The organism is Rhodopila sp. (assembly GCF_965276935.1).
Taxonomy (GTDB): domain Bacteria; phylum Pseudomonadota; class Alphaproteobacteria; order Acetobacterales; family Acetobacteraceae; genus Rhodopila.
Genome location: NZ_CBDIBS010000001.1, coordinates 375,383 through 388,952 on the forward strand (window position 1 = coordinate 375,383; position 13,570 = coordinate 388,952).

General features: G+C 62.7%; 12 protein-coding genes and 1 pseudogene. 8 read left to right on the top strand and 5 right to left on the bottom strand.

What is annotated here, in order from left to right:
* Nucleotides 1-146 precede the first annotated feature (146 nt).
* A complete protein-coding gene (locus tag ACQY4S_RS01725; protein ID WP_428483449.1) occupies nt 147-1,160 on the top strand; it encodes a quinone oxidoreductase family protein in 1,014 nt (337 codons plus the stop codon).
* A gap of 15 nt (nt 1,161-1,175) precedes the next feature.
* On the opposite strand, the gene ACQY4S_RS01730 is transcribed toward ACQY4S_RS01725, so the two are convergent.
* Nucleotides 1,176-1,631: a helix-turn-helix domain-containing protein gene (locus ACQY4S_RS01730; RefSeq protein WP_428483450.1), complete on the bottom strand. Its 456-nt coding sequence runs from the start codon at nt 1,629-1,631 to the stop codon at nt 1,176-1,178.
* 2 nt (nt 1,632-1,633) lie between these two features.
* On the opposite strand from ACQY4S_RS01730, the gene ACQY4S_RS01735 reads away from it, so the two are divergent.
* A complete protein-coding gene (locus ACQY4S_RS01735) occupies nt 1,634-2,263 on the top strand; it encodes an NAD(P)-dependent oxidoreductase (protein WP_428483451.1) in 630 nt (209 codons plus the stop codon).
* A 51-nt stretch (nt 2,264-2,314) separates the two neighbouring features.
* Here ACQY4S_RS01735 and ACQY4S_RS01740 read toward each other — a convergent pair whose 3' ends face one another.
* Together ACQY4S_RS01740 and ACQY4S_RS01745 are read right to left on the bottom strand one after the other, a co-directional pair.
* A complete protein-coding gene (locus ACQY4S_RS01740) occupies nt 2,315-3,817 on the bottom strand; it encodes an AAA family ATPase (protein WP_428483452.1) in 1,503 nt (500 codons plus the stop codon).
* Nucleotides 3,814-4,443: an antibiotic biosynthesis monooxygenase family protein gene (locus ACQY4S_RS01745; protein ID WP_428483453.1), complete on the bottom strand. Its 630-nt coding sequence runs from the start codon at nt 4,441-4,443 to the stop codon at nt 3,814-3,816. The genes ACQY4S_RS01740 and ACQY4S_RS01745 overlap by 4 nt, the downstream gene beginning before the upstream one ends.
* A gap of 248 nt (nt 4,444-4,691) precedes the next feature.
* On the opposite strand from ACQY4S_RS01745, the gene ACQY4S_RS01750 reads away from it, so the two are divergent.
* Both ACQY4S_RS01750 and ACQY4S_RS01755 read left to right on the top strand, forming a co-directional pair.
* The gene (locus tag ACQY4S_RS01750; protein WP_428483455.1) at nt 4,692-4,895 is read left to right on the top strand and encodes a hypothetical protein; all 204 of its coding nucleotides are present in this window, start codon (nt 4,692-4,694) and stop codon (nt 4,893-4,895) included.
* A 227-nt stretch (nt 4,896-5,122) separates the two neighbouring features.
* A pseudogene (locus ACQY4S_RS01755) lies at nt 5,123-5,404 on the top strand (SDR family NAD(P)-dependent oxidoreductase); the annotation flags it as partial.
* A 12-nt stretch (nt 5,405-5,416) separates the two neighbouring features.
* On the opposite strand, the gene ACQY4S_RS01760 reads toward ACQY4S_RS01755, so the two are convergent.
* Nucleotides 5,417-6,472: an AI-2E family transporter gene (locus ACQY4S_RS01760; RefSeq protein WP_428483456.1), complete on the bottom strand. Its 1,056-nt coding sequence runs from the start codon at nt 6,470-6,472 to the stop codon at nt 5,417-5,419.
* A 256-nt stretch (nt 6,473-6,728) separates the two neighbouring features.
* Between ACQY4S_RS01760 and otnI the strand changes: the two genes are divergently transcribed.
* From otnI to ACQY4S_RS01780, 4 genes are all read left to right on the top strand, one after another.
* Entirely contained in the window at nt 6,729-7,508 is a 780-nt protein-coding gene (gene otnI / locus ACQY4S_RS01765; protein ID WP_428483457.1) for a 2-oxo-tetronate isomerase, read from the top strand.
* A 42-nt stretch (nt 7,509-7,550) separates the two neighbouring features.
* The gene (locus ACQY4S_RS01770) at nt 7,551-8,510 is read left to right on the top strand and encodes a 2-hydroxy-3-oxopropionate reductase (RefSeq protein WP_428483458.1); all 960 of its coding nucleotides are present in this window, start codon (nt 7,551-7,553) and stop codon (nt 8,508-8,510) included.
* 211 nt (nt 8,511-8,721) lie between these two features.
* Nucleotides 8,722-9,606 (top strand): helix-turn-helix domain-containing protein, encoded by an 885-nt coding sequence (locus tag ACQY4S_RS01775; RefSeq protein ID WP_428483723.1) that lies wholly within the window; start codon nt 8,722-8,724, stop codon nt 9,604-9,606.
* A gap of 333 nt (nt 9,607-9,939) precedes the next feature.
* A complete protein-coding gene (locus ACQY4S_RS01780) occupies nt 9,940-12,405 on the top strand; it encodes an ATP-binding protein (protein ID WP_428483459.1) in 2,466 nt (821 codons plus the stop codon).
* A gap of 19 nt (nt 12,406-12,424) precedes the next feature.
* On the opposite strand, the gene ACQY4S_RS01785 is transcribed toward ACQY4S_RS01780, so the two are convergent.
* Complete coding sequence (locus ACQY4S_RS01785; protein WP_428483460.1) at nt 12,425-13,207, bottom strand: DUF6065 family protein; 783 nt, start codon at nt 13,205-13,207, stop codon at nt 12,425-12,427.
* Between the last annotated feature and the right edge of the window lie 363 nt (nt 13,208-13,570).

The window sequence follows — 13,570 nt, forward strand, 5'->3', positions numbered from 1 at the left end:
TTTGCTGCTGTGGCTTCGTCGAAGGCAAGAGAGGCTCCGCTGGAATTACGCGACCCGACCTCAACCTATATAGCCTGGCAGCGTTCGGAGTCCGCCGCGGCCCAAGAAACCGAGGACACGCGTCCGGCGCGGGAAAGGATGACGACATGAAGGCCATCCGCATCGAGCAGTACGGCGGACCGGAAGTGCTCCGGCTGCAAGACATCCCGGTGCCCGATCCCGGCGCGGACGAGGTGCTGGTGCGGATGGCCCATGCCGGGATCAACGTGATGGACGTGGGAACGCGCAAGGGCGTGTTCGCGAACTCGCAGACCTACTCCGTCCGCCTGCCGACCACCATCGGCATGGAAGGGGCGGGAACGGTGGAGCGGGTCGGTGCCGGCGTGACCGGGTTCCGCCCCGGCGACCGGGTCGCCTACTGCCTCGTCTGGAACAGCCATGCCGAGTTCGCCGTCGTGCCGGCCTGGCAGCTTGTCCACGTGCCACAAGCCGTGCCGCTTGCGCTTGCCGCCGCCGCAACATTCCAGGGATTTACCGCCCACTACCTGGCAACGGACGTCGGCCGCCTCGGGCCCGGACGGTCCTGCCTGGTGCACGCGGCGGCGGGAGGGGTGGGGCAACTCCTGGTCGGCTTCGCGGCGCGTCTAGGGGCCACCGTTTACGGCACGGTCCGCGCCGAGGACCAGAAGCGGATCGCGCGCGAACGCGGCGCCCAGGATGTGTTCCTGTCAGGCCAAGGCGGCTTCGTCGCACCGTTGCTCGCGCAGACCGGTGGCGCCGGGGTGGACGTGGTGTTCGACTCCGTCGGCAAGCCGACGCTGCGCGACGATTTCAAGGTGACGCGCAAGCAGGGGCTGGTGGTGAGCTTTGGGGCGTCGGGCGGCGCCGTGGACGACTTCAACCCGGCCGAGTTGGGTGAAGCCGGGTCACTTTATCTGACCCGCCCGCGGTTGAAGGACCACCTGTCCGACGCGGACTCCATACAGGCGCGCGCGGCCGCGCTTTACGCCGGGCTCGCCGATGGCACGCTGTCGCTGCCGCTGGGCAGGCGCTACGCCATGGAACAGGTTGGACTGGCACACGCCGATGTGGAGGAACGCAGGACCGGCGGCAAGCCGCTGCTCGACATTGCCTCATTGGAGCCTACCCCGGTAGACTAACGATCTCAGTTAGCCTTATTTGGCAGCAGGTAGGTTCACCGGGATGCCGCGGGACGAGCCACCCACTCTGAACGCGCGGCGATAGGCCATGGGCGTCGTGCCAACCAATTTCGCGAAGCGTTCCCGCAGCATCGTGGCGGACCCGAAGGCGCTCTGGGCCGCAACCTGCTCAACGGACATGCCCGTGGTTTCCAGCAGAATCTGCGCGCGTCGTACGTGAGCGGCGAGCAGCCATTGCAGCAACGTGGCGCCAACCTGCTGCCGGAAATGCCGGCTCAAGGTGCGAGGCGACACGACCGCCCGCTGGGCAATCTCACCCACATCGGGGTCTCGGTGCAGGTTCTGCGACAGCCAGTGAAGCAGCGGTTGCAGGCTCGCCCCCGACGCCGGAGGCTGGTGGACGATGAACCGCGCTGGTCCCCCTTCGCGCTCGTGAACTGGGGTGCAAGTGCCAGGAAAGATCGAGGTCAAACATGAAGGTTCTTGTGTTGGGTGCAACGGGCGGAACCGGACGGCTGATCGTCCGGAACGCGCTGGCGAAAGGTGACTCGGTTGTGGCCCTGGTGCGCTCGAAAGCGCGCGCCCGTGACCTTCCAGCAGCAGACGTGATTGAGGGCGATGCTCGTGACGAAGCCGCCCTGTCGAGGGCCCTGGATGGCTGCGATGCCGTCATCAGCGCGTTAGGCACCGGCCTGAGCCCATTCCGTGAGGTCACCCTGCTGTCTACCGCTACACGCGCCCTGGTCGCCGCGATGATACGAAGCGGCGCGCGACGGTTGGTTTGCATCACCGGCATGGGGGCTGGGGACAGTCGTGGTCACGGCGGGTTCCTTAACGACCGGCTGATCCTGCCGCTGCTGCTCCGCAACGTTTACAAGGACAAGGACCGCCAGGAAGCCGCGATCCGCGCCAGCTCACTCGATTGGGTCATCGTCCGGCCCGCCGTGCTCAACAATGAGCCACCCCGTGGGAACGTCAGGGCCGTCGCCGATCTGGCAGGCGTCCACGGCGGCAAGATAGCACGCGCCGATGTTGCTCGCTTCGTGGTGGACCAACTGACGACCGACACCTGGTTGAGGCGGACACCTCTCATTTTATGGTAAGAGGGTACACAGAACCCTGGTCTGGGGTAAGCGCTCAGGCACCGGTTGGTGTCAAACCGGCTGGGCAATCCGTGCGGCGATGGCCTGGCGTGTTCCTGTCACCGCCAATGCCATGTCTTTGCCATCCAGTTTCAGCCAGTCACGCGGCTTGGCATGCGTGGCCGCCGCCTGCCGTAGCACCGCGAGCGTCGCATCCGACGCATCATCACGACGCGCGGCGACGCGCTTTTCCAACTCGGGCAGCGAAACGTCCAGCCACACGCCGACGAACGGAGCCGAGGCGTTGCGTGCCGCGGCCGCGGCCGCGCGTCGCATCTGGGGGTCGATGAACGTGGCATCCAGGATGACCACATGGCCCGCTTCCGCCACCTGCCTTGCCTGATCAAGCAGCATGGCGTTGACCGCCGCGTTGGCCTTGTCCGAATAGGCGTTCGGTGGCAACCGCGCCTCTGGCGACACCTCGTGCAACCGCTTGCGGATTTCATCGCTGCGCAGCACCACCGCACCTGGCGCGGCGCCGAGATCAGGTGCCAGCAGGCGGGCCAATGTGGATTTGCCGCTGCCCTGCAGGCCGCCGATCGCCAGCACGAGGGCCGGTGGTGGGGACAGATACTGATGCGCCGCTGTCAGATACGGCCGTATGGCATCCTTGCGATCCGAGGACGCGGATACGTGGGCTCGGATCATCGCCCGCTCGGACAGGAACAGCGGCAGGCCCCGCATCGCCGAGACATCGCCGGTGCGGGCCAGATAACGGTTCATTACCCGGTTCGCCGCGGCACGATCGACCCGATGGTCCAGGTCCATCAGCAGGAACGCCAGGTCGTAGCCGACATCGGTCGTCGCCATCGCCTCGTCGAATTCCAGCGCGTCGAAGGCGACAGGCTCGCTTTGCCAAAGACATAGGTTGCCCAGATGCAGGTCGCCATGGCAGCGGCGGACGAAGCCGGTTGCGGCGCGTTCGTTCAACCATGGACCGTGTGTGCGAAGGCCGGCCTCGATGCGACGCTGCCAATCCTCGACCTCGGCTGCTGGCAGTTCCGCTGCCCGCGCGGCGTCGGCGTTGCCGTGGGTGGTGTGCAGCAACGCGGCGGCGCTGTCCCAATCCGATATCGGCGGCAGGCGAGCGTGGTAGAGGGCGACGCAATCGCCGAGCGCGTCGAGCAGTTTTGGTGTCAGCGCGCCGCGCTCCGCGATGACATCAAGGAAGTCCGGCTCTGGTACACGCGCCATGCGCAGCACCCAGTCTACCGGCGCTCCCGCCGCGCCCTCGGCGTTGATAGCCAGCGTGCCGTCGGGGGTTCGAACGACGGCGACAATGTCACGATAGATACCGGGTGCCGCGGGCTTGTTGAGTTCCAGTTCCCGCATCAGGAAATGGTGCCGCGCGTCGATGCTGGTGAAGTCCAGGAACGGCAGCCGGACCGCCTTCTTCAGCTTCCACACCGTGTCGCCGCCGACGAACACCGCCGAGATATGCGTTTCCGATGCCGGGGATCCGGACAGCGTGGACAGGAACCGCGCGACGTCCCGCTGCGCCGCCGGGACTGTCATGGCGTCTGCCTCGAACCGACCGGCGGATAGTATTGCGGGGCTTCCTCACGAACAAACATGCCGTAGTCGCGAATGACCCGCACGACGCGGTGCCGCCCCTGCATGGCGGCCAGTCCGGCCTGGGCCGCGACCAGATCACGCCATGAGGTCAGATTCAGCCCGTCCCCTGGGCGCGTGAGGCTGTCGAAGGTGTCGGATCCCAGCAGGCCAGGCATTGGCGCGGCTCGCGGATTGAGAGCTTCGAGCGGTTGCTCGGTCGCGATGACGACCTTGGCTTCGCTGGCTTGCGTGATATCGAAGCGCTGCTGCACCAGCAGGGCTTCAGGTTCCAGATGGGTGTCGATCACGATCTCGCCCACGCGCAGATGATAGTCGCTAAAGATCTCCAAGCGACCCTTGCCTTGGATCTTGCTATGCAGGGCATGCGTCCGCCAGCGAACCAGCGCCTTTTCGTCACGCCAGATCGACAGCGATACCAGCCATCCAGGACGGCCGCGGCTGCCATAGCGCTCATTCGCGATAAAGCCGTCGATCTTCAGCAGCTCGGGCCGCAGCATAGCCGCATGACCCAAATAATCGCTCCAGCGCTCGGCGCGAGGGTTGACCTCGAAGACGACGGCGAACATCGGTTCGTCCTACTATATGGTCGAATGCGTTCAGGAACGTTCTTGTCAGCGAAGCGTAGCGATTTCCGGTGGATGCGTCAGGGGTGAGGTCGAGAAAAGGCATCTTGGTTGATTACTGCGACTTTCGCATTAATCTTGTGCCAGAAAGCCAGATTATAAAGTCCTAAGCTGAGGTTCATCTTTGACACATAGTTCGGGCCGACCCAATCAGATTCGGGAAGCCCTGATTGTCACCAAGGAAACCAACGATGAAGACCATGATTCTTGCCGCCGCTGTTCTTACAATTGGCATCTCTTCAGCCTTTGCCAGCGACGCCTCAAGTGACGGCGCGTTCTTCAAGAACACGCCCGCTACCCAGCAGAGCAGGATGGCCACCGGGCATATCGACCGCAGCTTTGCGATACCAAAGCCCCAGAACATCGCTTTCGAGAACAACGCTCTGGGAGGCTGACCTCAGCCAGCCGGATGGCCGAAGGAGCTGGTCGCAGGATCGGCATCTTTTTCTTGCCTTGGGGCCAGCCTCGCGATCAACATCGCAACGGCTGACGCTGTTCCGGGACGGATTGAAACGGGGCAGCTCGCATCACGCCAGGAACAATCAGGCGCGCGGCCTAGTCGCTGACGACACGTGACGTAGGCGCCTGGAAACAGCCCAGCTTACTTGCAAGCCGATGCGTCATTTCGTCCGCCGCCAACGAGCAGGCTAGCCGTACAGCAGGCGAGACATTCGGCCACCTGGACATCGTGCTGGCCGGTGCCGGCATCTCCGGCCTGACGGCGGTCGGGCAGACCACGGCCGAACAGTTCGAGCGGATCATGACCGTCAACGCCACCGGCGTGTTTCTGACGGTGCAGGCTGCGGCACCCTACCTGACAAGCGGCGCCTCGGTGATCCTGGTCGGATCGGTCCACGGCGTCTTGGGCATGCCCGACTACGCCGCTTATGCCGCCAGCAACAGCGCCGGCAAATTTCTAATGATCGACCGCTGCCGTCCTGGGATCGGCGCCCCGCGCCCATTCGTTGACCAGAGTGTAGCCGATCCCCAGCAGCACCGGCCCCAGGAATATGCCCAGCAGCCCGAATGCCAGCGCGCCCCCCAGCACGCCCAGCACCGTCAGCAGGAAGGGAAGCTGTGCGCCGCGGGAGATGAACCACGGCCGGATCAGGCTGTCGGCACCGGTAATCGCACCGCCGCCATACACGATCAGGAAAATGCCCCGCCCGAGATGGCCGCTGCTCATCAGCCAGATCGCCGCCGGGATCCACACCACGGGCGCGCCGATCGGCAGTACCGACAACAGCCCGGCAATCGTGCCAAGCAGCACCGGCCTCGGGACGCCGGTTATCCATAGTCCGAATGTTGTCAGAATGCCCTGCACCACCGCCGTCCCAAGGATGCCATAAACCACGCCGCGGACGGTCGCACCGGTCACCACAATAAGGCGGTCGGCCTGCACGCCAGCGATCCGGTGCAGGATCAGCCGCAGCCTGTCGGCCACCGGCTCGCCATAGACATAGAAGAAGAAGGCGACGAACAACGCCAGCAGGAACATCAGCACCCCGTTGGCGATGCCCAGCAGCAGGCTGAGGCCGCCTTCCAGGATAATGCCGAAGTATGGACGCAGCGCCTCTAGCATGCCGCTGATGTCGGCGGCCCAGCGGTTCCAGAGATCACCCACCGTGTTGCCGACCAGCGGGATATCGAACACCCACAGTGGCGCATCCGGCAGCCCGGCGCGGAGTGCGTCCATCACGATATGACGGAGGTGGCCGACGTCATCGGCGCCGCCGGGTGCGGCGACGCCAAGCGGCAGCACCAGGACGATGGCTGTCAGTGCCACCATCAGCCCGGCTGCCCAGATGCGTTTCAGGCGAAGGTGCAGCCGCAGCCACTCGAAGACCGGCCACGTGGTGTAGACCAGGATACCCGCCCAGAGCAGGGCGGAGAAAAACGGATACAGCACCAGCACGCAGCCGATCGCCACCCCGCCCAGCAGCAGGCCCATCAGAATTCGTTCGGCGATCATAGCTCTCCGTTCAGCCAGCACACCGGCGGTTGCAAGCCGCCGCGATACGGCGGCAAATCCGGGCGACGACCATCCGTCGGCGGATCGACTGGTTATCCGCTGTCAGCGTGTTGGCTTTCGCGCAGCCGATACTAGCCAATCCATCCGGTCACCTATAGCGTCTTCCGCCGAAGGCTGCTTCTGCCGCCGGTGAACCCGCCAGACAAGGGTCCTGCCGGCGCGAACCAACACCAAATCAGAACCGGGAGGATGAACCGTGCCGCGTTTCGCCGCCAATCTGTCGATGATGTTCAATGAGGTTCCGTTCCTCGAGCGCTTCGCCGCGGCCCGCGCCGCCGGCTTCGAGGGCGTCGAGTTCCTGTTCCCCTATGAATACGCCGCCGGGGAACTGCGCCGCCGCCTGTCCGGCGAGGGGCTGACACAGGTGCTGTTCAACATGCCACCAGGCGATTGGGCAAACGGCGAACGTGGCATGGCCAGTCTTCCTGGCCGGCAGGCCGAGTTTCACGAGTCGGTCAAGAAGGCATTGGATTACGCCGCCGCGCTGGATTGCCGCCAGGTCCACTGCATGGCAGGTCTGCTGCCAGCCGGTGTATCGATGACCACGGCGACCGCGGTGTATGCCGCCAACCTCGCCTGGGCCGCCGAACAGGCCAAGCCCGCCGGCGTGCGTCTGGTGATCGAACCAATCAATCATCACGACATGCCCGGCTATTTTCTCAATACCCAGGCGCAGGGTGCCGAGATCATCCAGGCGATCGGCGCCGATCGCGTCGGCCTACAGTTCGATGTCTACCATGTTCAGGTCACCGAGGGCGACATCACCCGGCGCATGGAGCAGTTCATGCCGGTGATCGCGCACATGCAGATCGCCGACGTGCCCGCCCGTAACGAACCAGGCACTGGCGAGATCGGCTGGCCCTTCGTCTTTCGCCGCATGGATCAACTCGGCTACCAAGGCTGGGTCGGCTGCGAATATCGCCCGGCGGGGGAGACTGTCGCCGGACTAGGCTGGCGCGACCAGTTCGGCGTCTGATGCCGACGGCGTTGAGGCCAACCCGCCCCAGCCCTGCGTTCAATGGACAACCGTCACAGCGTCAATACCCAACGTTGGGCGGATGAGCCGGCTTATGGAGGAGAGCGTCACATGAAAATTGGATTTATCGGCCTGGGGATCATGGGGCGCCCGATGGCGCTGAACCTGAAGAACGCAGGCCATGAATTAATCGTGCCTGAGCGCGCCAGCCTGACCGAAGAGGTGCGTTCGGCCGCCAAAGTCGTTGCGACGCCGCAGGCGGTTGCCGCCGCGTCGGAGCTTGTCATCCTGATGCTGCCCGACACACCGGACGTGGAAGCGGTGCTGTTCGGCGCTGATGGCGCGGCGCAGAGCTTGCAGAAGGGCGGCCTGCTGATCGACATGTCCTCGATAAGCCCGATTGAAACCAAGGTCTTCGCCCAGCGGGTCAACGAGAAGGGTTGTGACTATCTGGATGCCCCAGTGTCAGGCGGCGAGGTTGGGGCGCAGCAGGGAAGCCTGACGATCATGGTTGGTGGTCCGGATCCAGCCTTCGCCCGGGCCAAGCCGCTGTTCGATCTGATGGGCAAGAACATTACCCATGTCGGCCCTGAAAACGGCACCGGGCAGACCTGCAAGGTGGCAAACCAGATCATGGTGGCATTGAACATCCAGGCGGTGTCGGAGGCGCTGGTCTTCGCTTCCAAGGCCGGGGCCGATCCGGCCAAGGTGAGGGCCGCCTTGATGGGTGGATTCGCATCCTCCCGGATTCTGGAGTTGCATGCGGAGCGGATGATCAAAGGGACGTTCAACCCGGGATTCAAGATCAAGCTGCATCAGAAGGATCTCGCGCTGGCGTTGTCATCAGCCAAGATACTCAACCTGGCGCTGCCGAATACCGCGGTGGCGCAGCAGATGTTCGCCTCCTGCATTGCGCATGGCGGCGGTGAACTGGACCATTCCGCGCTGATCACGGTGATTGAAGGGTTGGCCGACCACGCCATCCGACCGGCGAAGGCGTAAATAACGCTGGCCCGCAACGAGTCGCACGTCATGAAAAGGGGTTGAGATTAGCAGCGTTTTGTGCATAAACTATGCGTGCCATCCGGGATATGAGACAGTTCCGTTTCAAGATTATCAAAAAAACCCGGATTAAATGGCTGCTGTTTTTGCTGAGTATTCAGTTCACAGCGTATAACCCGCGCAGGTTGCACAAGGGTCACGCTCCATGTCCATGCGTTTTACCGAGATTGGCCAGCAGCTTCGGGCCTATCGTCTCGAGTCCGGCCTGCGCGCCGAAGAGATCGCCGCTCGGCTTGGCGTGTCGCGTGCCGCGCTCTACCGGTATGAGAAGGGCGAGGTCATTAAGCTCGACACGATCAAGCGGCTCGCGGAACTGCTGAAAATTTCGCCGCTCTCGCTGCTTGGCATTGGCGTCGAGTACTACAACCGGCCGATCGGCTACTATGAGCGGACGCGCCAGGTCGAGGAAACCGCCGACCAGATCCTGCAATTGTCTGGACCGCTGTGTTATCTGACCACGTCGGATGCTTATGATTCGGCATTGGCCGAGGCGTTTGAGGAAACCGCCGATCAGGTCGGGCCGGACCGCATGTCGATGCGCAGCCTGGCCGAGCAGGTGCTTGGAATTCTGGCGGCGCGCAAGCGGATGTACGCGATGCGCCGGCCGGGGATTATCGCCATGGTCTCGCTGCCGGCGGTTCAGCGGCTGATCGAGGTTGGCATCGTGTCCAGCATGCATGTGTCCGACCGGGTGCGGCGGATCTGCCGTGACGTCGCGGTCACCGAGGTGGAAAACATCGCCAACCTGATGGAGACCGAGCCGATGGGTCTGCAGTTTGGCCTGCTCGCGGGAGCGCCACCCAGTACATCGTTCGAAATCCTCCGCGCGCGCGACCGGGTCAGCCTGGCGATCAATCCATTCCGCACCGACACGCATCCCAGCGCCCAGACTGGCGTCGCCATGATCACCGGTGCCGATGAGGCGATTGCGGCGCATCAGCGTGTCGCCGAGGCAAGTTGGCGAGAAGCGATCAAAGGTCCCGCCGGAGCAGCGCGGCTGCGTCAGTTGGTCAACGTGGCAGCGCCGGTTTCGTAACTCGACCGCCGGGCAATCCCGCGACGCTTCACGGAAGGCTTCAAGCCGAGAGACCTATTTCATGATGCATTGAACTGGAACAACGCCACCGATAGTTGTAACATGCACCTGACATCAACCTTAAGAAGGCCCTAGGTGCGAAAACTTTCTGCTATTGGTCAGGCTTTTCGTACCGCATCTCGTATTGTCCCTCATGATTTCGCTTTATCCCTGAGACACATTTTCAGGCCAAGCCAAACAGCCGATGCCGAACCGGCGGCGTTGCTTTACCAGGTCTTCGATCAGCCTGGGGAGGCGCTGTACCAGGCGCAGAAGACGGAGGCGCTGATCAGATTGACCGGCGGTGTGGCTCACGATTTCAACAATTTGCTGACCGTTGTGCTGGGCAACGCCACCGCCCTGCGAATGAACGCCGAGAATCGCGACGATCAGCAGGCGGTGCGGCGTGCGGAAATGATCGAACGCGCCGCGGAACGAGGCGCCCGGCTGGCCAACCAATTGCTGTCTTACTCTCGCAAGCAGATGCTGCGGCCCGAGACGATATCAGTCTATCAGGCCATTTCCGCCGTGCATGAAATGCTCGGCCAGGCGGCCGGCGAGACGGCCCGTATCCTTCTCGTTTCAGAACCAGAGCTTTGGAACTGCCAGGTTGACCCAGGGCAGCTTGAGTCGGCGATCTTAAACCTGGTGATAAATGCCCGCGATGAGATGCCAGTGGGTGGCGATATCTCGATTTCCTGCCGTAACCGGCTGGTTAATGCCGAGACGGCGCGGGCACGTGGAAGGTCCGCCGGCGACTATGTCCAGACCGATGTGAAGGACACCGGAAACGGCATTCCCGCCGATCTGCTGGAAAAGGTTTTTGAGCCGTTCTTCACTACCAAACCGATCGGCAAGGGAAGCGGACTAGGGCTTGCACAGGTGCAAGGCTTCGTAAGTCAGTCCGGCGGCTGGGTCGAACTGAAAAGTGCCGTCGGATTTGGCACAACCGTGTCACTGTTTCTACCGCGTGCCCGGAGAGTTGATCCGGATGCTCCGTCGCCGACGAATGATCCGGTGCCCGCCGGAAACAATCGAACGATCCTTGTGGTCGAACCAGACCCGGATCTTCGGACAACAGTCTGCGAAATCCTGAGCAATTCCGGCTATCATGCGCTTCCGACGACAAACGCTTCCGGCGCCCTGGCACATCTGGTTTCAGACGAGCCGATCTATCTGCTGCTCACCGAGGTCGAGCTTCCTGGCGGCGTCAGTGGCATTGATCTTGCAGCCGAGGCATGCCGTCTGCGGCCAGGCCTCCACCCGTTGGTCACGTCGGGCTCCGCCAACGTAGCCGATCAAAAAGCCCGCGCAAGCAGCCGATGCTTCGAGATTTTGCTGAAGCCGTATCAGGCATCCGATCTCGTGCGCGTGGTAGGAGGCATCCTCAAGAGGGAGACTTTTTCCACCGAGACGGAGCAACTCCTGGCGGACGCCCGTGTCACCACCTCGCGGTTGCGGTTCCTTGAGTCGTATCCTGCCGGACGTGGATTGCCCGCGAGGATTAAGGCTGCCGACCCGCAGCCGGAAGTCGCGACCGTTCGCAGCAATGCCATCCGGCTGGGCGTCATGGCTTTCAGAACCATTGGATCATCGGAAGCCAGCGCCTTCGCGCTCGGCCTGGCCGAAGAAATCACCCGGGCGTTCTCTCCGTTCCGCTGGATCACCTGCGTTGCGCCGGCATCCATCGCTGCCTTGGCCGACGCTCCGTTCGAACAGACATCACGCTGGCAGCAGTTCAATCTAGATTTTCTGCTCGAAGGCAGCCTGCGCAGGAAAGGGGACGAAATTCGCGTCCTGGCGCGCGTGGTCAACATGCGAGGTTCCGGCGAAATGGCCTGGGCACGTCGTTTCGACGGCCGGATGCCCGATCTTTTGAGCCTACAGGACCAGATTGCTTCCGAAACCGCTGCGCAGGTCGCGCCGGAGCTTCTGGTTTGGGAGGGACAAGAAGCGGCGTCTCGCCCCAAAATCGACCCGACCGCCTATGATCTGATGCTGCGTGCCATTCCAGCTATCTATCGACTGGATCAAGCGCAGTTCCGGGCGGCGGGCCCCTTGCTGGAAAGCGCGCTGACGTTGGATCCGTCCAACCCCGCCTGTCACTCATGGCTTGCCTATTGGCATCTTCTGATGGTTGGCCAGGGCTGGGAAGCGGACCCAACACAGGCAGTCCAACGGGCTGGCCATTTGGCACAACGTGCGGTCGTGCTTGATCCCACTGATGCCCGCGGCTTTGCCGTGGCAGGGCATGTCCGGGCGTTTCTGCACAAGGAAGCTCAAGCAGCGCTATGGCTGCATGAACGGGCTATCCAACTTAACCCGAACCTCGCGTTGGCATGGTGCTACTCCGGTTTGGCTCATAGTTACATGGGTCAGCATACCGAGGCCATTCAGCGCATTCAGCGTGCGCAGCAAATATCGCCACGGGATCCGCACGGCTTCTTTTTTGACATGGCGCTCGTCATGCCGTTCCTGCTGACCGGTGAATATGAAGCCGCGGCTCGGCTGGGTAGAAGGGCGCGTGCTGTTCATCCCGGTTTTTCCTCGACCTACAAGGGATTGCTTGCCGCTCTGGGACAGCTTCACGCCACACGGGAGGCGACCCCATTGCGAGACGAGCTTTTGCGGCTGGAACCGGCTTTTTCGCTGCGTGAAGCCGCCGCCCGTTCACCGCTGTTGCAGCAACAGGACCTGAGACGTTATGTCGAAGGACTTCGGTTGGCGGGTGTTCCAGAACGATCGCGAATGACGTCCTGAAATCTATCCCGGCGCCGACTTAAACCGCTATCCTTGCAGCACTGACGGGACATGCGCCTTGACGGCGTCGCCGAGCGGCTATCGCATAAGTGCCGAAGGGACGGTCTTGATCCTGGTTCGGAACAACGATTGTTTTGTGATACGCGCTCCAGTCGGCATCGGTCATGTTGGCCATGCTTTGCACGATAGAGGTGGCACTGAGCGTGCGTTCGGCATAAGCCTCCCGCGGTAGTGGCTGTACCTGGAGTAGCGGAAAATCAGCTTTTAGATGCACTGGCTTGTGGGTCTGCGTGAGGCGGAGGTTGGTGAACAGCGGGCCAAACCACTCATCCGTCTCAACGATACCCTCGTAGAGACTGTAGCCGCCGGGGGCGGCAAGATTGGCCGGAGATCGTATCAACAGGCTCCAATCCTTGGCGGTTCGGGCCATCAATCCGGTCCAGATCTGGACTAACCCTGGTTCCGGCAACGCGGTCAGGAACGGCGGTGCGCAACCCTGCAGCGACCTTGGCGCGATGCGATCGAAAGCCTCGGCAAAATCCGGAAATTGCGCGGCGGGCGATAGCGGCATCCAATCCGAAGCGCCATCAAAGTGCCAGTATAGATCGTGTCCATCCCAAATTAATTGCATATCGATCGGAGAGAACACCCACCATCCGTAGCCGGCTGCGCTGGTGACGGCATCGCAGTAACGATAGGCGCGTGTTGGAAGCGTGCCCGCGGCTGCGCGATCGGCACGCTCGGGCGCACGCGCTTGCTCAATCAGCCGATGAAACTGTAACACTGGCGCCGCGAATGTCATGAGTGGTGTAACTCTCGCCTTATACTATACCACTAAGTAAAGCAGGCGTCCTGACTGATAAAGTCGTGCCTCCGGACGGCCATGATAATGCTGACGGGCGCTTATAGCAGGATGACAGGCAGCCGGAGGTTGATATGTTCAGGTGTAACCGGTTATGGCATGACCATCTCAGCTCCTGGCGCCCAGGCGCCAGGACATCTCGGCTTTGCCTATTTCGCCGAACGAAGACGGAACCCGGCGCCAAAGCGAATCCGTCCGTTATCCATAATTTTCGGCAGATGACCTGGGGCCGGCGGGAGACTGGAACCCGCCGCGGCCGGCAGGGAGTCTGGCGTGCTCGTTACGGCCGTCCGGGGGATTTCG